The organism is Streptomyces sp. NPDC057428 (assembly GCF_042803195.1).
Taxonomy (GTDB): Bacteria; Actinomycetota; Actinomycetes; order Streptomycetales; family Streptomycetaceae; genus Streptomyces.
This window is the reverse complement of sequence record NZ_JBHVCT010000007.1, coordinates 24,235-44,625: the sequence shown is the minus strand read 5'-3', so window position 1 is coordinate 44,625 and position 20,391 is coordinate 24,235. Positions and strand designations below refer to the sequence as shown.

The following is a 20,391-nucleotide window of genomic DNA, read 5'->3' as shown; positions in this document are numbered from 1 at the left end:
CCGGCCGGTCCCCCGTGGGGGATCACGTGTTGTCAGGACTGAGAGCGCGCTTCTGCGTGCTGTCCCGACCGACGGCCCAGGCTATCAGTCCGGGCCAGGGCCAATCCCTTCCTTTGCCCGTTCCAGACGCGTTCTATGCTCGCGGCATGGGAGAAATTCTTGATCTGGTCGAGGCCCGGCTCCGTACGGCGCTCGGGGAGCCGGACGCCCGTGCCGAGGTGACGTTCCTCGGCACGGACCGCATCGAGGTGCTCCGCTTCCTCGACGGGGACGTGGTGCGCTACGCCACCCTGGGCATGTCCAGGAGCCCGATGGCCGATCCGACCTCGCCCGTGGCCGACCCCGTGAAGGGCCCGCGCGCCGAACTGGTCCTGTCCGTGAGGGCCGGGATCGCGGACACCGACCAGGTGCTGAGGCCGCTCGCCGTGCTGGCGGCCTCCCCGCAGGTCGAGGGGCTGATCGTGGTACCGGGCGCCTCGCTCGACCTCGGGCAGCCGTTGTGGGCCGGCGCGCCGTTCACCTCCGTACTGGTAGCCGAACCGGGCGGTCTGGTCGAGGACCTGGAACTGGACGCCCCCATGGAGCCGGTTCGCTTCCTGCCGCTGATGCCGATGACGCACAACGAGGCGGCCTGGAAGCGGGTCAGGGGCGCGCAGGAGCTCCAGGAGCGGTGGCTGTCGCACGGGACGGACGTGCGGGACCCGCTGCGTACGTCCGTGGCGCTGGACTGACCTGCCGGACCGCCCGGCGAGCCGTCGCGCTCGTACGCCACCCCGCTCGCGGGCGGGGTGAGAGGTCAGTCCGCGAAGACCGTGGCACCGTCATCGGCGGCGTGCCGCGGCGCCGGCTCCCGCGCCTCGTGGGCCAGTGCGGCGCGCCGCACCCACACGACGGCCGCTCCGGCGAGGGCGGCGATCGCGGCGACCACGAACGGGGCGTGGATGTCACTCCACTCCTCGATCTTCGGGGCGAGGAACGGCGCGGAGGCCGCGGCGAACCAGCGGACGAAGTTGTAGCCTGCGCTCGCCACCGGGCGTGGCGCGTCCGAGACGCCGAGGGCCAGTTCGGTGTAGACGGCGTTGTTCATGCCGATGAAGGCACCGGAGACGACGGTGCAGACGATGGCCGTGGTGTGGTCGCCGTATCCGAGGACCACCAGGTCGGCCGCGAGCAGCACCAGCGAACCCCCGACGACCTTCAGCGAACCGAAGCGCCGCTGCAGGCGCGGCGCGACGAGCACCGAGAACACGGCGAGCAGCAGACCCCAGGCGAAGAACACCGCGCCCGACCTGTACGGCGACATGTCGAGCACGAACGGCGTGAAGGCCAGGATCGTGAAGAACGCGTAGTTGTAGAAGAACGCCGACGTGGCGACGGAGGCCAGCCCGCCGTGGCCGAGCGCCTTGAGCGGGTCGAGCAGTGACGTCTTGCGGGCCGGCTTCGGCTGCTCCCCGAGGAACGCGGTGATGCACACGAAGCCGATCGCCATCAGGGCGGCGGTGCCGAAGAACGGGTAGCGCCAGCTGGCGTCACCGAGCAGGGCGCCGACCAGCGGCCCGCACGCCATGCCGAGGCCGAGTGCCGACTCGTACAGCAGGATCGCGGCGGCGCTGCCGCCGGCCGCGGCTCCGACGATCACCGCGAGCGCGGTGGAGACGAACAGGGCGTTGCCCAGCCCCCAGCCGGCCCGGAAGCCGACCAGTCCGGCGACGGACGAGGAGGTGCCGGAGAGCGCGGCGAAGACGACGACCAGCGCGAGGCCGGCCAGCAGGGTCCTGCGGCCGCCGATCCGGCTGGAGACGAAGCCGGTGACCAGCATGGCGACCGCGGTGATCAGGAAGTACGAGGTGAACAGCAGGGACACCTGGCTGGGGGTGGCCCGGAGTCCCTTCGCGATGGACGGCAGGATCGGGTCCACCAGGCCGATTCCCATGAAGGCCACGACCGAGGCGCCCGCCGTGGCCCAAACGGCCTTCGGCTGGCGCAGGATGCTGGTCGTCCCCTCGTCGAACGGATCCTCTCCCGGCATGGTTTCTCTCGCTCTCCACTAGGTAGTTGCCTTATGCACAGGATAAGTTAGGCACGCTAATAAATGCAAACTACATTTATATCGCCCGGCGGGAGCCGCGCTGCGGAAGGGTGATCGTCCTTGACGGGGCGACGGCCGAAGAGGACCGTTGGGCGTTATGAGGGGCGAACCCAGTTGCCCGAAGTGCGGTGGCCGGGTCAGGGCGCCCGGCCTCTTCGCCGACGCCTGGCAGTGCTCGGCGCACGGCCAGGTGCAGCCGATGCAGCCGGTGGTGCCGCCCAGTGTCGAGGCGCTGGGCGTGGTGGTGCACCGGGCGCAGGTGCCGGTGTGGATGCCCTGGCCGCTCCCGGTGGGCTGGCTGTTCACGGGCGCGGCGTATGCGGGGGACGACCGCAGCGGCGGCCGCGCCACCGCCGTCGCGGCTTCGGGCCCCGGGCCGCTGGGCGGGATGGGTGAGCTGTTGCTCGTCGCGGAAGAGCTGGGTGTCGGGCTGGGCGCTCGCTACGCGGGCCTCGACTGCCTGGACCCCGGTTCCGGACTGCACGTCGACACGGCGCCCGACGCCAAGGTGCTCGCCGCGGGCCGGCCCACGGCGCTCTGGCACGTCAAGGACGCCCCGGCCGACCGGGCGGTCTTCGTGGGCGAGGCCCGCGGCCTGTGGCTCTGGGCCATCGTCTGGCCCGAGCAGTCAGGGCTCCTGATGTACGACGAACTGGTGCTGACCGACCTGCGCGACGCCGGCGCGGAAGTGGACCTCGTGCCCTGCGGGGCGCTCACGCCCCGGCTGCTCACCCGCCCCTGAGCGGCGGCCGGAGGGGTGATTCGCGGCGGTTATCCTTGAGCGTCCCCCTTTCCGTCCGCGAGCCCTGGAGCGAGTGCCGTGCGTATCGACCTGCACACCCACTCCACCGCGTCGGACGGTACGGACACCCCGGCCGCCCTCGTGACCGCCGCCGCCGCGGCGGGCCTCGACGTCGTGGCGCTGACCGACCACGACACGGTGCGGGGTCACGCGGAGGCGGTCGCCGCCCTTCCCGAAGGCCTCACCCTCGTCACCGGTGCGGAGCTCTCCTGCCGCATCGACGGCGTCGGGCTGCACATGCTGGCGTACCTCTTCGACCCGGCGGAGCCCGAACTGGCACGCGAGCGCGAGCTCGTGCGGGACGACCGGGTGCCCCGTGCGCGGGCCATGGTGCGCAAGCTCCAGGAGCTCGGCGTCCCCGTCACCTGGGAGCAGGTCGCGCGCATCGCGGGGGACGGCTCGGTAGGCCGCCCGCACATCGCGACCGCGCTCGTCGAACTCGGTGTCGTCGGCTCCGTCTCCGACGCCTTCGTCCCGGAGTGGCTCGCCGACGGCGGGCGGGCCTACGCCGGCAAGCACGAACTCGATCCGTTCGACGCGGTCCGGCTGGTCAAGGCCGCCGGCGGCGTCACCGTCCTCGCCCACCCGCTCGCCGTCAAGCGCGGCGCCGTGGTGCCGGAGGCCGCGATCGCGCGGCTCGCCGCAGCAGGACTCGACGGCATCGAAGTGGACCACATGGACCACGACGAACCCACCAGGGCCCGCCTGCGGGTCCTGGCCGCCGAACTAGGGCTGCTGCCCACCGGGTCGAGCGACTACCACGGCACCCGCAAGACGGTACGGCTCGGCGAGTACACCACCGACCCCGAGATCTACGGCGAGATCACCCGGCGCGCGACGGGAGCCTTCCCGGTGCCGGGTGCCGGTGGACCCCCAACCCCTGGCCTGCCCCGGCTCACCTGAGGGTTCTTCACCCCCGCGGGTGACGGAACTTCGGCGTCGCCCCTCCCCACATGTGCGTCACCCCGAGGCGCCCCCGTGCCCGGCCGTCCCCGTGACGCCCCGGTGCGCGTGTACCCCCCCTGTTCGGCCCGCTCCTCTCTCGCAAGGCTCACTGTGTTCGACATCGCTGTCTTCGGATCCCTTTTTCTCACCCTTTTTGTGATTATGGATCCGCCCGGAATCACCCCGATCTTCCTGGCACTCACCGCGGGCCGCCCCGCCAAGGTCCAACGCAGGATGGCCCTCCAGGCGGTTTCCGTCGCCTTCGGCGTGATCGCCGTCTTCGGCCTGCTGGGCCAGCAGATCCTGGGCTACCTCCACGTCTCCGTGCCGGCGCTCAGGATCGCTGGTGGTCTCCTGCTGCTGCTCATCGCCCTGGACCTGCTCACCGGCAAGACGGACGAGCCGACGCAGACCAAGGACGTCAACGTGGCGCTCGTGCCGCTCGGCATGCCTCTGCTCGCCGGGCCAGGCGCGATCGTCTCGGTGATCCTCGCGGTGCAGCACGCCGACGGGGCCGTCGGGCAGATCTCCGTCTGGTCGGCCATCCTCGCGATCCACGTCGTGCTCTGGGCGGTCATGCGGTACTCGCTGCTGATCATCCGGGTCATCAAGGACGGGGGAGTGGTGCTGGTCACCCGCCTCGCCGGGATGATGCTCTCGGCCATCGCCGTGCAGCAGATCATCAACGGCGTCACCGACGTCATCCAGAACTCCTGACGCCAGGAAGGCGGACGTCCTCCCCGCGGGTCCGGACACCACAGCGCCCCCGTACGGATCCTCCGTACGGGGGCGCTTCGTCGTCTGCTCGTCGTGCGCTCGTGATCCGCGACTCGAAGCGGTACAGGTGTTACGAAGCCGATGTGTCGGCCGGCCGGATGTAGATGCGCTGGCCCATCGCCGCGGCCTGCTGCACGATCCGGTTGACGGAGGCGGCGTCCACGACGGTGCTGTCCACGGCGGTACCGTCGACGTCGTCGAGTCGCATGATCTCGAAGCGCATATGGCTTCCCTTCGTCTGATCCTCCTGCTGGAGAACTACTGGGAGGACGGGCTGGCCGTCCGCAAGGATGAAGAGCGCAAGGCGTCACGTCTCGCGCTCCACAAGGGGTTCAACGGCTCGCCTGGTGCAAACATTCCCTACGCTAAGGAAATTTTTTGGATGTCTAAGTATCCGTTGGTAATCAACCGTGCGCACACGATGAGGCCCGTATGAACCACGCGGACACGGGGGCGGACGAAGGTCCGGGCATCCGCGAACGACTCGACCGCACCAACGCGCTGCTCCAGCGTGTACTCGCCGAGGTGTCGAAGACTCCCTCCACCCACGCGATCTTCGTCGACGCGGGTTACGTGTACGCGGCGGCGGGTCTGCTCGTCACCGGCACCGAGGACCGCCGCTCCTTCGACCTGGACGCGGAAGGCCTGATCGAGGCCTTCATCGACAAGGCGCGCACGATCTTCGCGGACAGCCGTCTGCTGCGCGTGTACTGGTACGACGGGGCCAGGCGCCGGATCCACACCGTCGAGCAGCAGGCCATCGCCGAACTCCCCGACGTCAAGGTCAGGCTCGGGAACCTCAACGCCAACAACCAGCAGAAGGGTGTCGACTCGCTCATCCGCACCGACCTGGAGTCGCTCGCCCGGCACCGCGCCATCAGCGACGCGGCACTCGTCGGCGGCGACGAGGACCTCGTCTCGGCCGTGGAGGCGGCGCAGGGGTACGGCGCCCGCGTCCACCTCTGGGGGATCGAGGCGGGTGAGGGCCGCAACCAGGCCGAACCGCTCCTCTGGGAGGTCGACAGCCAGCGCACCTTCGACCTCGACTTCTGCCGCCCGTACGTGACCCGGCGCCCGGTCACGATGTACGACGACGACAGCCCGGCCCCCGCCCGCGAGGACGTCCGCTTCGTGGGAGCACAGATCGCGGCCGGCTGGCTCGCCTCACGCGGCCGCGAGGCCCTCGCCGACCTGCTGCCGGGACACCCCTACCTGCCCGGTTCCGTCGACCAGGACCTGCTCGTCGAAGCCGAGCGCCTGCTGCAGCACTCGCTGCGCGGCCACGCCCACCTGCGCCGGGCCCTGCGTGACGGTTTCTGGCAGCATCTGCAGTCGCAGTTCTGACGCCGGGGCGGGCCGCCCTGCCAGGACGGCCCGCCCCGGCATCCGAACCTGGCGTGCCTGCCGCACGCCCTGACGTCGGCCGCCTCAGTCCCCGACGCTCCGCCAGAACGAGACGAGGGCGGCGGCCGTCTCCAGCGGACGGGCCGTGTTCGGGGAGTGCTCGGCCCCCTCGATCACCGTGCGCCGGGCACCCAGCCGCTTCGCCATGTCGTCGATCAGCGGCAGCGGCCAGACGTCGTCCCGCTCGCCCGAGATCACGTGCACGGGAAGCGGCAGCGCGGCCAGCTCGGCCACCCGGTCGGGTTCGGCCGACAACTGCGCGCCCGTGGCGATCAGCTGCGCCGGGTTGTGGCGCATCCAGCGCAGGCGCAGGTCCTCGCCGTCCCCGGTGTCCGCGTCCTCGGGCGGGTCGAGAGCGCGCATCGCCTGCCACACCTCCGCCATGCTCCACCTGCCGAGCGCGTCGCCCAGCAGCCGGGCCTTCTTCTGCTGCGCCGGGTCGATCTCGGCGGGACCGGACGACATCAGCGTGAGCGAACGGAAGGGGGCGGAGTCGAGGAGCACCGCGGCGCGGGCGATCTGACCGCCCAGCGAATGTCCCAGCAGATGGATGCCGCCGGGCAGGGGGGAGCGGTCGGCAGCGGCTGCCTGGGCCAGCACGTCGTGGGCCAACTCGGCTTGCGTGTAAGCCTCTTGGTCGTCAGGACCCTCGGACTCGTACTGCCCCCGGCCGTCCACCGTGAGGACCCGGAAACCGGCCTCGGCGAGAGGTTCGAGCAGCGCGACGAAGTCCTCCTTGCTGCCGGTGTACCCGGGCAGGAGGAGTGCGGTGGAGTGCGCGGCGGTACGCGGCGCGGCGTCCAGCACGGCGAAGTCCCCGCGCTCGGTGTGCAGGACGCGGGCGCGGGCACAGGGGGGCGGGGTGAAGGTGGGCGGCCGGCTCATGGGCCCGAGGTTAGCGCCGGAGGCCGGGGCGCGCCCGGGCAGGCATGCGTACGGCCCCGGTCCCCGCACCTGCGGGGACCGGGGCCGTACGCCGTGGAACTGATCAGCCCTCGGTCGCCCCGGCCGCGGCCGTCGTCGCGCGGGCACGGCGCCGACGCGGCTTGACGGGGGCAGCCCCGTCGTCCACCACGGCCTCGGACACCGCGGCGGTCCCGGTCTTCTCGGCCGCACGCGGACGGCGACGGCTCGGCTTGGTCTCCGCGGCCTCCTCGGGGGCGGCCGCGGTCTCCGCCACGTCGGTCTTCGGCTTCGCTGCGGCACGGGTCCGGCGGCGCGGCTTGGTCTCGGAGACGGGCTCCGAGACCGGCGCGATCTGGAAGTCGACCTCGTCGGCCGGCTTCACGACGCGGGTGCGGCGGCGCGGCTTGGTGGCCACGGGCTCCACCGCCGGTTCTGTGACGGCCACGGTCTGGAAGTCCACCACGGGCTCGGCCGCCGGGGCAGCCGCGACCGCGGGCTTCGTGGCCGTGGCACGTGCACGGCGACGGCGCGGCTTGGCCTCCTCGGCCGGCTCGGCCTCCGCGACGGGCGCGGCCTCGACGGCCGGAGCCTCGGTCACGGCGACCGCTGCCTCCACGACGCCCTCGGCCACCGCGGCACGGGTACGGCGACGGCGGCGCGGGGTGCGCGGCTCCGCGGCGTCCTCGGCGGCCGGCTCGGCCGCGGGGACGGGCACGGTGACGGCACCCTCTGCCAGGTCGCCGCCGCCACGCGTGCGACGGCGCTGACGCGGAGTGCGCGGCGGCCGCTCCTCACGGGGGGCCGGGGCGGACACGGCGGACTTGCGGCCGCGGCCACCCGTCTCGCCGAGGTCCTCGATCTGCTCCGCGCGCAGACCCGCACGGGTCCGGTCGGCGCGGGGCAGCACGCCCTTGGTCCCCGCGGGGATGCCGAGCTCCTCGTAGAGGTGCGGAGACGTGGAGTACGTCTCGGGCGGGTCCGGGAACTTCAGGTCCAGCGCCTTGTTGATCAGCTGCCAGCGCGGGATGTCGTCCCAGTCGACCAGCGTGATCGCGATGCCCTTGGCGCCCGCGCGGCCGGTGCGGCCGATGCGGTGGAGGTAGGTCTTCTCCTCCTCGGGCGACTGGTAGTTGATGACATGGGTCACACCCTCGACGTCGATGCCGCGCGCGGCGACGTCGGTGCAGACGAGGACGTCCACCTTGCCGTTGCGGAAGGCGCGCAGCGCCTGCTCACGGGCGCCCTGGCCGAGGTCGCCGTGGACCGCGCCGGACGCGAAGCCGCGCTTCTCCAGCTGCTCCGCGATGTCGGCGGCCGTGCGCTTCGTGCGGCAGAAGATCATCGCCAGCCCGCGGCCCTCGGCCTGCAGGATGCGCGAGACCATCTCCGGCTTGTCCATGTTGTGCGCGCGGTAGACGAACTGCGCCGTGTTCTTGACCGTCGTGCCCTCGTCGTCGGGCGACGTGGCGTTGATGTGCGTCGGCTGCGACATGTAGCGGCGCGCGAGGCTGATGACGGCACCGGGCATGGTGGCCGAGAACAGCATCGTCTGGCGCTTGGGCGGCAGCATGGTGATGATGCGCTCGACGTCGGGAAGGAAGCCCAGGTCCAGCATCTCGTCGGCCTCGTCGAGGACCAGGACGCGGATGTGCGACAGGTCGAGCTTGCGCTGACCCGCCAGGTCGAGCAGCCGTCCCGGGGTGCCGACGACCACGTCGACGCCCTTCTTGAGGGCCTCGACCTGGGGCTCGTACGCCCGGCCGCCGTAGATCGCGAGAACGCGGACGTTGCGGACCTTGCCGGCCGTCAGCAGGTCGTTGGTGACCTGCTGACACAGCTCACGGGTGGGGACGACGATCAGGGCCTGGGGGGCGTCCGTCAGCTTGTCGGGCGCGGCCCGGCCCGCCTCGACGTCGGCGGGGACGGTCACACGCTCCAGGAGCGGCAGGCCGAAGCCGAGCGTCTTGCCGGTGCCGGTCTTGGCCTGGCCGATGACGTCGGATCCGGAGAGCGCGACGGGAAGCGTCATCTCCTGGATCGGGAAGGGGGACGTGATGCCGACAGCCTCGAGGGCTTCGGCCGTCTCGGTGAGGATTCCGAGGTCGCGGAACGTAGTCAGGGTGCTGCCTCTTCTGTGAGACGCGGCCCGAGGCGAACGCTGGGGGTCGTACCGTGCCGGGGTTGGTCATCCGGCCTTGGATGGGCCGGGTGGCGCGGGACCACTGCCGTCGCTCGAGCGCTCGTGCCGCTGAGGGGTCCCCTCCGTCTGCGGTCGTACTCTGTGTACACCCCGCGTGGAGGGCTGTCAGGTCGGAGCCGATCGGGCCACCGACCGGGCATCCTCATTCAAGGTCGCGCTCCTGGCACAGCAAAATGCTCAGCGAACGCAATACCACTGTACCCCGGATTCGCGCATATGTGTTGGGCGAATTCATTGGAAGGGTGTGATGTCCCCGTCTCGCCGGGCCAGCCCGTTCCCGGCGGGGCGGGCTATTCTGCGCTGCATGGAGACGCCTGACAACGCCACTGAAGCATCCGAAGAAGCGCCCGCACCGACGGGGATCGCCGCCCAGGACTGGGTGACCGCCTCGGCCGAGCCGCAGTACCGCGCAGCTGTGGTGGATCTGCTGGGCGCGCTCGCCTACGGGGAACTCGCGGCCTTCGAGCGTCTCGCCGAGGATGCCAAACTCGCGCCGACACTCGGTGACAAGGCGGCCCTGGCGAAGATGGCGTCCGCCGAATTCCATCACTTCGAGCAGCTCACCGACCGGCTCACCGCCATCGAGGAGGAGCCGACCGCCGCCATGGAGCCGTTCGCCAAGGCGCTCGACGACTTCCATCGCCAGACGGCGCCGTCGGACTGGCTGGAAGGTCTGGTCAAGGCGTACGTCGGCGACTCGATCGCCAGTGACTTCTACCGGGAGATCGCCGCCCGGCTCGACTCGGACACCCGCTCGCTCGTCCTGTCCGTGCTCGACGACACGGGCCACGGCAACTTCGCCGTGGAGAAGGTCCGCGCGGCCATCGAGGCGCAGCCGCGGGTCGGCGGCAGGCTCGCGCTGTGGGCGCGCAGGCTGATGGGGGAGGCGCTCTCGCAGGCGCAGCGGGTGGTGGCGGACCGGGACGCCCTGTCCACGATGCTCGTGGGCGGAGTGGCGGACGGTTTCGACCTCGCCGAGGTCGGCCGGATGTTCTCCAGGATCACCGAGGCCCACACCAAGCGGATGGCGGCCCTAGGCCTCGCGGCCTGAGGGCCGGCCCTACTGGGCCGCCGCCGATCGCACCGCCCGGCTGCTGCGCGGGCGGATCAGCAGGGACAGGGTCACCGCCCCCACCAGTGCGGCGCCGGCCGGCGTGGCGAGCACATGACCGGCACCCAGCGTCGAGTGCGTCAGATAGGCGCCGAACAGCGCGCCGAGCACGCCCGTGACGTACACCACGCGCACGGGCGGGAGGCGGCCGGGCAAGGTGTGCAGCGCGACCCAGGACAGGGCGAGTCCGAGCACGACGGAGCTGATGGATTCCCAGAGCACAGAAGGTCACCTCGCTTGATGGCGCGGCGGTCGGTCGGTCCTTGGCCGTCCTACCCGTGGCCTGCGGAACGCAACCCTCCCGGGCACCCGGAGCACCCCACCGAGGGACACTCCGGAAGTGATCCGGCGAGAAAGAGGTGGAGGCCCGGCGGACATCCGCCGGGCCTCCACCTCTTTCGCCTGCGTCGCGCGGCTACAGCGCGCCGAACCCGACCCGCCGGGTGCTGGGCTCGCCGATCTCCACGTACGCGATCCGGTCGGCCGGCACCAGGACCTTGCGGCCCTTGTCGTCCGTGAGGCTGAGCAGCTGCGCCTTGCCGTTGAGCGCCTCGGCGACCGCGCTCTCGACCTCTTCGGCGGTGAGCCCGCTCTCCAGAACGATCTCGCGGGGCGTGTGCTGCACCCCGATCTTGACCTCCACGGCTATGTCCCTCCGACGGTCGTCATCGCGCGGTCTGACCGCGCCGTACGCAGCACACATTAGCCCGGTGAAGGGACGGACCACGGGTCGACCGGCAACGCCCGCAGCGAACACCGGCCCGTGGGCTCACACCGGCTTCAGTGCTGATCGGCGCCGTACAGGGGGAAACCGGCGATGCCGCGCCAGGCGAGCGACGTCAGCAGCTGTACCGCGGACTCGCGCGGGATTCCGGACGGGCTGGAGAGCCAGTAGCGCGCCACGACCTGGGAGACCCCGCCGAGACCCACCGCCAGCAGCATCGACTCGTCCTTCGACAGACCGGTGTCGCCTGCGATGACGTCGGAGATGGCCTCCGCGCACTGCAGTGACACCCGGTCGACGCGCTCGCGCACCGCGGGCTCGTTCGTCAGGTCGGACTCGAAGACGAGGCGGAAGGCGCCGCCCTCGTCCTCCACGTACGCGAAGTAGGCGTCCATGGTCGCCTCGACGCGCAGCTTGTTGTCCGTCGTCGAGGCGAGCGCCGTGCGGACCGCCTGGAGGAGCGACTCGCAGTGCTGGTCGAGCAGCGCGAGGTAGAGCTCCAGCTTTCCGGGGAAATGCTGGTAGAGCACCGGCTTGCTGACGCCTGCCCGCTCCGCGATGTCGTCCATCGCGGCGGCGTGGTAACCCTGCGCGACGAAGACCTCCTGCGCGGCACCCAGCAGCTGATTGCGTCGGGCACGACGGGGGAGCCGGGTGCCCCGTGGGCGCGCCGTCTCTGTCTGCTCGATGGCTGTCACGCCGCCTCCCAATTTCGTGATCGAACACAGCCGAACCGTGCACGCTGCGCCGTGGGGACATCGTACTTTTGAGTAATCCCGGTGTGCGCGGCGCGGACGCAGAATTTCACGGACCGGACGACTCCGGTAGCCACAGATGCGCAGGTCGACGCCGCAAAGTGGTGCGTTCTACCGGTAATCGTCTTCATCCTGAGCGACGACGCGGGCCTGCTCCGCAGCGTCCGCCTCGTTCGCCGCCGCAGGGTCGAGCTCCGGGAGGGGCTCGTCGCCTTCCTCCCGGACCGGCGCCCGCTGTTCGGCGGTGTCGGCCTCGGGTGCTTCCGGGTCGGCTTCGTCCGGCTGGGGGTCCTCGAAGGTCTCCGGGTCGCTCGGGTCGACCGTCATGGGGTGGCTCCCTTCCTTCCCTTGCAGCGTAGGAGCAACCCTCCCGGGGCGCTATGCGACCTGTGACGGCGAACACATGAATCACCGTGTGATCGTCTCGTAACATTGCCCCATGTCTTCCACCGAGCTGCCCGGTACACGCGCCGCCGCCGCGGCGGTGGCACCCACGGTCAGTGCCGTGAAGGTCACGGAGGGTGAGGGGCTGCGCTCCGTCGCGCTTGCGGGTCTCACCCTGACCGTGCGTGCCCGTCCCGCGGATTCCGAGGGGGCGGCTCCCGCGCTCTTCGTGCACGGGCTGGGCGGCTCCTCGCAGAACTGGTCGGCCCTGATGCCGCTGCTGACGGACGCGCTCGACAGCGAGGCGGTCGACCTGCCCGGCTTCGGCGACTCCCCGCCGCCGGACGACGGGAACTACTCCGTCACCGGACACACCCGGGCCGTGATCCGGCTGCTGGACGCCGGTGGACGCGGGCCCGTTCACCTTTTCGGGAATTCCCTGGGCGGCGCGGTCGCCACCCGGGTCGCGGCCGTCCGGCCCGACCTGGTGCGCACTCTCACGCTGATCTCCCCGGCCCTGCCGGAGATCCGGGTCCAGCGGCCGGCCGTCCCCACGGCGATGCTCGCACTCCCGGGCGTAGCTACCCTGTTCGCCAGGCTCACCCGTGGATGGACCGCGGAGCAGCGGACCCGCGGAGCCATGGCACTCTGTTACGGCGATCCGACACGCATCTCCGACGAGGCCTTCCGCAACGCGGTGGCCGAGATGGAGCGACGACTGCAACTTCCGTACTTCTGGGACGCCATGACACGCTCGGCCCGGGGCATCGTCGATGCCTACACGCTGGGTGGACAGCACGGTCTGTGGCGCCAGGCCGAGCGGGTGCTCGCACCGACCCTGCTGGTGTACGGCTCGAAGGACCAGCTCGTCTCGTACCGGATGGCACGCAGGGCGTCCGCGGCCTTCCGCGACTCGCGCCTGCTGACACTGCCCGAGGCAGGGCACGTGGCGATGATGGAGTACCCGGAGGCGGTCGCCCAGGCGTTCCGGGAACTGCTCGACGAACGCGGTGGGAGCTGATCCGGGGCGTGGGACGACACAGTCGAAAGGGCCCTGAGGCCAAGCGCCGCGAGACCGGGGCCGCAGGCGTCGATGGCGCCGCCGGAGTCCCGGGACCCGGCACCGGCAGGCGCGGGCGGGATGCCGGTCCTGCCGACGGGGACGGGCGCGGCCCGTTCCGGGACGCGCCCCAAGTCCGCGGCGGGCACCCCGAACAGCGCGAGCCGGGTGGCGGCTGGGGCGCCGGGCGGCAGGAGGTGTCCGGGCCCGCGGCCCACGAGGCGTTCCGCGTCAGGCAGGCCGTGGTGCGGCAGCAGGCGGCGCAGCGCGCGGCAGGTCTGGCGCAGCCGCGGCGGACCGGCGACGCCCCGCTGATACCGGGCGCGCGCCAGGAGTTCCTGGAGGCGTTCGACACCACGCCTTCGCGTCCGGCCCCGCCGGTGCCGCCCGAGGTCACGCCCGGGAGTGCGGCGGGGCAGGGTGAGTCCGACGACGCTCCGGCCGGCGGGAGCGGGCGGGTCAAGGGTGGCAAGGGCCGTGCCTTCACCGGTGTGGCGGCCGCCGCGGTGACCACCGTGCTGGCGGTCGTGGTGGCCGGGCAGGTCGCGGACGGCCCGGGGGCCGGAGGCGATACCTCGCCTTCCGCGGGCGTCGACCGGCAGGACTCGGACGACGCCTCACGCTCGGTGGACCGGCCCGCCCCCCCACTGCGGCGGCCGGAGGTCAAGACCATGTCGTACGCCGAGAAGATGGCCACCCCCTTCCCGCTGGCGCCCGACCTGAAGGCGTCGGGGAAGTTCGACGCGGTGCCGGGTCTGGCGAAGGCGCCGGGAAGGGGGCACAAGTACCGGTACCGGATCGACGTCGAGCGGGGCCTGGGTCTCGACTCCGGGCTGTTCGCCGAGGCGGTGCAGAAGACGCTCAACGACGACCGCAGCTGGGCGCACGACGGCGCCATGACCTTCGAGCGGATCTCTTCCGGCGAACCCGACTTCGTCATCACCCTCGCGAGTCCGGGCACCACGGGTGTCTGGTGCGAGAAGTCGGGCCTGGACACCACCGAGGACAACGTCTCCTGCGACTCCGCGGCCACGGACCGCGTGATGATCAACGCGTACCGCTGGGCGCAGGGCGCCTCGACCTTCGGTCCGGACAGGCTCCTGCCCTACCGGCAGATGCTGATCAACCACGAGGTCGGCCACCGCCTCGGACACAACCATGTGAGCTGCCGCACTCCGGGGGCTCTCGCCCCCGTGATGCAGCAGCAGACCAAGACCCTTGACCTGGACGGCATCAAGTGCCGCCCCAACCCGTGGGTGTTCCCGGGCAGTTGATTCGAGGCGGAGGCGGTTCGTCCACATTGTGGGACGGCCGTCTCACCTCGCGTTGACACCGGCTGTGGGGTCGCCCATATTTCTACGTATGTCGCACAGTCCCGCATCCTCCGAGCGCGCCGCCCTTGAGCTGGCGCTGTTCGGCGTGGCCGGGCACTGTGTAGCCGACATTCTCTGTCGCTGACGCCTGCTCGAGCGCGCGTCGGCATCCTGACGAGCCCCATCGGGCTCCTCGGTCCTCCATGACACCGCGCCCGGGCGTACTCCGTCCGCAGGCGCGGCATTCCGGTATCAGGTCCACTCTCCTCCCCGAGGAGCGGACCCTGGCTGCGCCCGTGCGGAATCTTCCCCTCCTCCCCACCGCAGCACACCGAGAGGTCATCTTCCGATGAGTCAGCCGTCCGTCATATCGCGCAGAGTGGCGACCACCGCCGCAGTCAGTCTCGTCCTGGTCGCCGGACTGGCGGCCTGCGGGCCCCAGGACGACGGCGGCGGGAAGAGCGGCAGCGCGTCCGGCGCCTCGGGCAAGCCCGCCAAGGGCGGCACCCTCACCGTGCTCAACAGGAACCCGCAGGAGGACTTCGACCCCGCGCGGCTCTACACCTCCGGCGGCGGCAACGTCCCCTCCCTCGTCTTCCGCACCCTCACCACCCGCAACCGCGAGAACGGCGCCGCGGGCTCCGAGGTCGTCCCCGACCTGGCGACCGACCTGGGCAGGCCCAGCAAGAACGCCACCGTCTGGACGTACACCCTCAAGGAAGGGCTGAAGTACGAGGACGGCACCGCGATCACCAGCGCGGACATCAAGTACGGCGTCGAGCGGTCCTTCGCCGCGGAACTCTCCGGCGGAGCGCCCTACCTGCGCGACTGGCTGGTCGGCGGGGCCGACTACCAGGGCCCGTACAAGGACAAGAAGGGCCTCGACTCGATCGAGGTGCCGGACGCCCGGACCATCGTCTTCCACCTGAACAAGCCCGAGGGCGACTTCCCGTACCTCGCCACGCAGACCCAGACGGCACCGGTGCCGCAGGCGAAGGACAAGGGCGCCAAGTACGAGAACCACCCGATCTCCTCGGGCCCGTACAAGGTCGTCGAGAACCAGGGTGACGGCGAGCGCCTCGTCCTGGAGCGCAACACCTTCTGGTCGCCCGCGACCGACGAGGAGCGCAAGGCCTACCCGGACCGCATCGACGTGCGCTCCGGGCTCGACTCGGCCGTCATCAACCAGCGGCTCTCCGCCTCCCGCGGCGCGGACGCCGCCGCCGTCACCACGGACACCAACCTCGGCCCGGCCGAGCTCGCCAAGGTGAGCGGCGACAAGAAGCTCGCCGACCGTGTCGGCACCGGCCACTTCGGCTACACGAACTACATCGCCTTCAACCCGAAGGTGAAGCCGTTCGACGACCCGAAGGTGCGTCAGGCGATCTCGTACGCCGTCGACCGCACCTCGGTGGTCAACGCGGCCGGCGGCTCCTCGCTCGCCGAGCCCGCCACCACCTTCCTGCCCGAGCAGGCGTCCTTCGGCCACCAGGCGTACGACGCCTTCCCGGCCGGCAAGGCGGGCAACGCGGCCAAGGCCAAGGAGCTGCTGAAGGAGGCTGGTTACGCCAAGGGTCTGACCATCACCCTCACGCACAGCAACGACAAGAACTTCGAGACCAGCCCGGAGATCGCCACCGCGATCCAGGAGGCGCTGAAGAAGGCCGGGATCACGGTCAAGCTGCAGGGCCTGGAGTCCAACGCCTACTCCGACAAGATCTTCAACGTGAAGAGCGAGCCCGGCTTCTTCCTCACCGGCTGGGGCGCCGACTGGCCGTCCGGCGGCCCGTTCCTCGCGCCGATCTTCGACGGACGCCAGATCGTCGAGAACGGCTACAACTTCAACGCCTCCCAGCTCGACGACCCCTCCGTCAACAAGGAGGTCGACGAGATCAACAAGCTGACCGACCTGGACGCGGCCGCGAAGCGCTGGGGCGCACTCGACAAGAAGATCGGTGAGCAGGCGGTCACCGTGCCGCTCTTCCACCCCGTCTACAAGCGCCTGTACGGCGAGTCCGTCAAGAACGTCGTCATCAGCGACTGGACCGGTGTGCTCGACATCTCGCAGGCCGCGGTCAAGTAACCATGGCTGAAGCTCTGCTGCTCAAGGAGGCGGGGGCCGTGCAGGCCCCCGCCACCGGGGCCTCCTCGTTCTGGCGGCGGCTGCGCGCCCGGCGCTCCGCCGCCGTGGCGGCCGTGATCGTCGCCCTGCTGGTCCTGGTCGCGCTCGCCGCCCCGCTGCTGGCGGGCATCGAGGGCCAGGACCCCACCACGTACCACGCGGACCTCGTCGACTCCGCGACCGGCGGTGTACCGGTGGGTTCGTTCGGCGGGATCAGTGCCGACCACTGGCTCGGCGTCGAACCGCTCACCGGCCGCGATCTCTTCGCCAGGGTCGTGTACGGGGCCCGCGTCTCGCTCGGCGTCGCGATGGCCGCGACCCTGCTCCAGGTGATCATCGGCGTGGCCGTCGGGCTCGCCGCCGGGCTCGGCAACCGCCTCGTCGACCAGGCGCTCAGCCGCGTCACCGACGTCGTCGTCGCCCTGCCCGTCATGGTGATCGCGCTCGGCGCGCTCGCCGTCGTCCCCGCGGGCTTCCCGCGTCCGGTGCTGATCGCCGTGATCGTCGGTCTGTTCGGCTGGTCCGGCATCTCCAAGATCGTGCGCGCGAAGACCCTCGCGCTGAAGTCGCTCGACCACGTGGCGGCCGCCCGGCTCAGCGGCTGGGGCGCCTGGCGGATCGCCCGGCGCGAACTGCTGCCCGCGCTCGCCGCTCCCGTCATCACCTATGCCGTGCTGCTCTTCCCCAGCGACATCGTCGTCGAAGCGGCGCTGTCCTTCCTCGGCGTCGGCATCAAGCCGCCCACGCCGTCCTGGGGGCAGATGCTCAGCGACGCCGACACCTGGTACCAGGCGGCGCCCACCTATCTGCTGATCCCCGCCCTGCTGATATTCGTCACCGTGCTGGCGCTGACCGTCCTCGGCGAAGGCGTACGCAACGCACTCGACCCGCGTGTCGCCTCCCGGCTGCGCATCGGCACCGGGCGCAAGAAGGAGGCCGGAGCATGAGCCGGTTCATGCTGCGGCGCATCGGAGGCGCGGTCTTCGTGCTCCTCGCCCTCAGCGTCGTCGTCTACGCAGCCTTCTACGTCGCCCCGGGCAACGTCGCGCAGATCGCCTGCGGTCCGCGCTGCTCGCCCGCCCAGGTGGCACAGGTCAGCGACCAACTGCGTCTCGGCGACCCGCTGTACCTGCAGTACGCGCACTTCCTCCAGGGGATCTTCGTCGGCCGTGACTACTCGACCGGCACCGGCATCCTGCACTGCCAGGCACCCTGCCTCGGGCGTTCCTACCAGAACGACGAGCAGGTCACCCAGATGATCCTCACCAAGCTCCCGGCCACCGCCTCCCTCGCGATCGGCGCCTTCGTGCTGTGGGTCGTCCTCGGCGTCGGCACCGGGCTGCTGTCGGTCTGGCGGCGCGGCCGCGCGACCGAGCGGCTCCTCACCGGACTGACCCTGGCCGGCATGGCCACACCCGTCTTCGTCATCGGCCTGTTGCTGATCATCGTCTTCTGCTCGGCGCTGCAGCTGCTGCCCTTCCCCGACTACGTACCGCTCACCGACAACCCGGAGCAGTGGGCGTGGAACCTCCTGCTGCCCTGGGTCTCACTGGCCCTGGTCTCCGCCGCGCCGTACGCCCGGATGACCCGGGCGTCGATGCTGGAGACCCTCGCCGAGGACCACGTGCGCACCTTCCGGGCGTACGGGGTGAGCGAGCGCAAGCTCGTCGGGCGGCACGCGCTGCGCGGCGCGCTCGGCCCCGTCATCGCGCTCGGCGCACTGGACATCGGCTCGATGTTCGGCGGAGCCGTCCTCACCGAGTCGCTCTTCAACATCCCCGGCGTCGGACGCGAACTCGTCGACGCCGTGAAGAACGTCGACCTTCCGGTCGTCGTCGGCCTGGTGCTCGTCACCGGCTTCTTCGTCGTCCTTGCCAATGCCGTCGCGGACATCCTCCAGGCGATGGCCGACCGTCGGGTGGTGCTGGCATGAGCCTGGTCGAGATTTCCGGTCTGACCATCTCCTTCGACGGCGCGAACGGGGTGAGGGCCGTGGACGGCCTGTCGTTCACGCTGGAGGAGGGCGCGGCGCTCGGCGTGGTCGGCGAGTCCGGATCCGGCAAGAGCGCGTCGGCGTGGGCCCTGCTCGGGCTCCACCGGGGGACGGGCGCCACGGTCGGCGGCTCGATCAGGGTCGCCGGCGTGGACGTGCAGGCGGCGGACGACGCGGAACTGCGCGCGCTGCGCGGGGCGAGGGCCGCGATGGTCTTCCAGGACCCGCTGTCCTCGCTGGACCCGTACTACGCGGTCGGTGACCAGATCGCCGAGGTGTACCGGGTCCACGCGCGTGCCTCCCGGCGGGCGGCACGGGCGCGGGCCGTCGAGGTGCTGGACCGCGTCGGGATACCCGACGCGGTACGGCGCTCCCGGTCGCGGCCGCACGAGTTCTCCGGCGGGATGCGGCAGCGTGCACTGATCGCGATGGCCCTGGCCTGCGAGCCCCGGCTGCTGATCGCCGACGAGCCGACGACCGCGCTCGACGTCACGGTGCAGGCCCAGATCCTCGACCTGCTGCACGATCTGCGCAGGGAGACGGGCATGGGGCTGCTGCTGGTCACCCATGACGTGGGCGTGGCGGCGGAGAGTGTCGACGACGTCCTCGTGATGCAGCACGGCCGGGCGGTGGAGCGTGGGCCCGTCGCCGAGGTGCTGGGCTCGCCCCGGCAGCCGTACACCCGCGAACTGCTCGCGGCGGTGCCCCGGGTGGACGCCACGCGGACACGCGTGGCGGAGCGGCAGGAGGCCGCAGCCGTCCCGGCACCCGGGCCCGCGGTCGCCCCCGGGGGGGAGCCGCTCCTCGAAGCCGTCGGCCTCAGCCGCGAGTTCGGCCGGGGCGCCGGCCGGATCACCGCGGTGGACGGCGTCTCGCTCACGGTCCGCGCCGGCGAGACGCTGGGCGTCGTGGGCGAGAGCGGCAGCGGCAAGACCACGCTCGGGCGTATGCTCGTGCGGCTCCTCGATCCGACGGACGGCAGGCTCCGGTACCGGGGGCAGGAGATCGGCTCCCTGTCGCAGAAGGCCCTTCGCCCTGTTCGCCGGGAGATCCAGATGATCTTCCAGGACCCCGTCGCGTCGCTCAACCCGCGCCGCTCGATCGGTGAGTCCGTCGCCGACCCGCTGCGTGCGGCCGGTGTGTGCGACGACACCCGGATCCGGGCGCGCGTCCGGGAACTGCTGGAACGCGTCGGCCTCGACCCCGGCCGGTACGACCGCTACCCGCACGAGTTCAGCGGCGGGCAGCGCCAGCGCGTGGGGATCGCCCGCGCGCTGGCGGCCGACCCCAAGCTGATCGTCTGCGACGAACCGGTCTCCGCACTCGACGTCACCACCCAGGCACAGGTCACCGCACTCCTGGCCGAGCTCCAGCGCGAACTGGGCCTCGGTCTGGTCTTCATCGCCCACGACCTCGCGGTCGTACGCCAGGTCAGCGACCGCGTGGCGGTGATGCGGCAGGGCCGGATCGTCGAGCAGGGCGCGGTGGACGAGGTGTACGGATCGCCGCAGGACCCGTACACCCGGCAGCTCCTGGCGGCGGTGCCCGCACTCGATCCCGGGGTCGCGGCCGTGCGCCGCGCGGCCCGCGAGGAACTGGCCGCAGCCTGACTTTCCGTAATCGCACGCGTCATTGTCGCAACTGAACGCGATGGGTGCGGGAAAGTTACGCCGGTTCACCCCTTTCGGTGGTGGGGGGGGCCACCCACCCGCGCCCCCCCCCCCCCGGGGGGCCGCCCCCCCTCCCGGGCCCCCCCCCGCCGCTGCGTCCCGGGCGCGGCGAAGTGGGCGCGCGGGACCCGGTCTG

At 71.4% G+C, this 20,391-nt stretch carries 21 protein-coding genes; 13 read left to right on the top strand and 8 right to left on the bottom strand.

What is annotated here, in order from left to right; translation table 11 throughout:
* The first annotated feature begins 146 nt into the window (after positions 1-146).
* Entirely contained in the window at positions 147-731 is a 585-nt protein-coding gene (locus ACFU5K_RS04695; RefSeq protein ID WP_384056765.1) for a suppressor of fused domain protein, read from the top strand.
* A gap of 65 nt (positions 732-796) precedes the next feature.
* Here the strand turns inward: ACFU5K_RS04695 and ACFU5K_RS04690 are convergent, their stop codons facing one another.
* Positions 797-2,029, bottom strand: a complete 1,233-nt coding sequence (locus ACFU5K_RS04690) for an MFS transporter (protein ID WP_384056763.1) — start codon at positions 2,027-2,029, stop codon at positions 797-799.
* Between the two features lie 157 nt (positions 2,030-2,186).
* On the opposite strand from ACFU5K_RS04690, the gene ACFU5K_RS04685 reads away from it, so the two are divergent.
* From ACFU5K_RS04685 to ACFU5K_RS04675, 3 genes are all read left to right on the top strand, one after another.
* Complete coding sequence (locus tag ACFU5K_RS04685; RefSeq protein ID WP_384056760.1) at positions 2,187-2,831, top strand: DUF6758 family protein; 645 nt, start codon at positions 2,187-2,189, stop codon at positions 2,829-2,831.
* 78 nt (positions 2,832-2,909) lie between these two features.
* The gene (locus ACFU5K_RS04680) at positions 2,910-3,794 is read left to right on the top strand and encodes a PHP domain-containing protein (protein WP_384056757.1); all 885 of its coding nucleotides are present in this window, start codon (positions 2,910-2,912) and stop codon (positions 3,792-3,794) included.
* Between the two features lie 153 nt (positions 3,795-3,947).
* A complete protein-coding gene (locus ACFU5K_RS04675; protein WP_384056754.1) occupies positions 3,948-4,553 on the top strand; it encodes a MarC family protein in 606 nt (201 codons plus the stop codon).
* Between the two features lie 130 nt (positions 4,554-4,683).
* On the opposite strand, the gene ACFU5K_RS04670 is transcribed toward ACFU5K_RS04675, so the two are convergent.
* Positions 4,684-4,836 (bottom strand): hypothetical protein, encoded by a 153-nt coding sequence (locus tag ACFU5K_RS04670; RefSeq protein ID WP_014154223.1) that lies wholly within the window; start codon positions 4,834-4,836, stop codon positions 4,684-4,686.
* Between the two features lie 209 nt (positions 4,837-5,045).
* Between ACFU5K_RS04670 and ACFU5K_RS04665 the strand changes: the two genes are divergently transcribed.
* Positions 5,046-5,957 (top strand): NYN domain-containing protein, encoded by a 912-nt coding sequence (locus ACFU5K_RS04665; protein ID WP_384056751.1) that lies wholly within the window; start codon positions 5,046-5,048, stop codon positions 5,955-5,957.
* A gap of 84 nt (positions 5,958-6,041) precedes the next feature.
* On the opposite strand, the gene ACFU5K_RS04660 is transcribed toward ACFU5K_RS04665, so the two are convergent.
* Together ACFU5K_RS04660 and ACFU5K_RS04655 are read right to left on the bottom strand one after the other, a co-directional pair.
* Positions 6,042-6,902: an alpha/beta fold hydrolase gene (locus ACFU5K_RS04660; protein WP_384056749.1), complete on the bottom strand. Its 861-nt coding sequence runs from the start codon at positions 6,900-6,902 to the stop codon at positions 6,042-6,044.
* A gap of 103 nt (positions 6,903-7,005) precedes the next feature.
* Positions 7,006-8,952 carry a DEAD/DEAH box helicase gene (locus tag ACFU5K_RS04655; protein WP_384056747.1) on the bottom strand — a complete coding sequence of 649 codons (1,947 nt, stop codon included), beginning with the start codon at positions 8,950-8,952 and terminating at the stop codon, positions 7,006-7,008.
* Positions 8,953-9,427: 475 nt separating this feature from the next.
* Between ACFU5K_RS04655 and ACFU5K_RS04650 the strand changes: the two genes are divergently transcribed.
* Positions 9,428-10,174 carry a ferritin-like fold-containing protein gene (locus ACFU5K_RS04650; RefSeq protein ID WP_384056745.1) on the top strand — a complete coding sequence of 249 codons (747 nt, stop codon included), beginning with the start codon at positions 9,428-9,430 and terminating at the stop codon, positions 10,172-10,174.
* 9 nt (positions 10,175-10,183) lie between these two features.
* On the opposite strand, the gene ACFU5K_RS04645 is transcribed toward ACFU5K_RS04650, so the two are convergent.
* The 4 genes from ACFU5K_RS04645 to ACFU5K_RS04630 form a co-directional block, all read right to left on the bottom strand.
* Positions 10,184-10,456 carry a hypothetical protein gene (locus ACFU5K_RS04645; protein ID WP_384056742.1) on the bottom strand — a complete coding sequence of 91 codons (273 nt, stop codon included), beginning with the start codon at positions 10,454-10,456 and terminating at the stop codon, positions 10,184-10,186.
* Positions 10,457-10,649: 193 nt separating this feature from the next.
* Positions 10,650-10,877: a DUF3107 domain-containing protein gene (locus ACFU5K_RS04640; RefSeq protein WP_327114974.1), complete on the bottom strand. Its 228-nt coding sequence runs from the start codon at positions 10,875-10,877 to the stop codon at positions 10,650-10,652.
* A gap of 137 nt (positions 10,878-11,014) precedes the next feature.
* Positions 11,015-11,656 (bottom strand): TetR/AcrR family transcriptional regulator, encoded by a 642-nt coding sequence (locus ACFU5K_RS04635; RefSeq protein WP_384056739.1) that lies wholly within the window; start codon positions 11,654-11,656, stop codon positions 11,015-11,017.
* Positions 11,657-11,824: 168 nt separating this feature from the next.
* On the bottom strand, positions 11,825-12,040 hold the full coding sequence (locus ACFU5K_RS04630) for a hypothetical protein (RefSeq protein WP_384056736.1): 216 nt from the start codon (positions 12,038-12,040) through the stop codon (positions 11,825-11,827).
* Between the two features lie 112 nt (positions 12,041-12,152).
* Here ACFU5K_RS04630 and ACFU5K_RS04625 point away from each other — a divergent pair, with 112 nt between their 5' ends.
* From ACFU5K_RS04625 to ACFU5K_RS04595, 7 genes are all read left to right on the top strand, one after another.
* A complete protein-coding gene (locus tag ACFU5K_RS04625; RefSeq protein WP_384056733.1) occupies positions 12,153-13,118 on the top strand; it encodes an alpha/beta fold hydrolase in 966 nt (321 codons plus the stop codon).
* Positions 13,119-13,126: 8 nt separating this feature from the next.
* Positions 13,127-14,431, top strand: a complete 1,305-nt coding sequence (locus tag ACFU5K_RS04620; protein ID WP_384056730.1) for a DUF3152 domain-containing protein — start codon at positions 13,127-13,129, stop codon at positions 14,429-14,431.
* Positions 14,432-14,519: 88 nt separating this feature from the next.
* A complete protein-coding gene (locus ACFU5K_RS04615) occupies positions 14,520-14,615 on the top strand; it encodes an Ms4533A family Cys-rich leader peptide (protein WP_327114964.1) in 96 nt (31 codons plus the stop codon).
* 204 nt (positions 14,616-14,819) lie between these two features.
* Positions 14,820-16,553 carry an ABC transporter substrate-binding protein gene (locus ACFU5K_RS04610; RefSeq protein ID WP_384056727.1) on the top strand — a complete coding sequence of 578 codons (1,734 nt, stop codon included), beginning with the start codon at positions 14,820-14,822 and terminating at the stop codon, positions 16,551-16,553.
* Between the two features lie 2 nt (positions 16,554-16,555).
* Positions 16,556-17,539 carry an ABC transporter permease gene (locus tag ACFU5K_RS04605; protein WP_384056724.1) on the top strand — a complete coding sequence of 328 codons (984 nt, stop codon included), beginning with the start codon at positions 16,556-16,558 and terminating at the stop codon, positions 17,537-17,539.
* On the top strand, positions 17,536-18,525 hold the full coding sequence (locus ACFU5K_RS04600) for an ABC transporter permease (protein WP_384056721.1): 990 nt from the start codon (positions 17,536-17,538) through the stop codon (positions 18,523-18,525). The genes ACFU5K_RS04605 and ACFU5K_RS04600 overlap by 4 nt, the downstream gene beginning before the upstream one ends.
* Positions 18,522-20,195 (top strand): dipeptide ABC transporter ATP-binding protein, encoded by a 1,674-nt coding sequence (locus ACFU5K_RS04595; protein ID WP_384056719.1) that lies wholly within the window; start codon positions 18,522-18,524, stop codon positions 20,193-20,195. Before ACFU5K_RS04600 ends, ACFU5K_RS04595 begins: the two co-directional genes overlap by 4 nt.
* Positions 20,196-20,391: the final 196 nt, after the last annotated feature.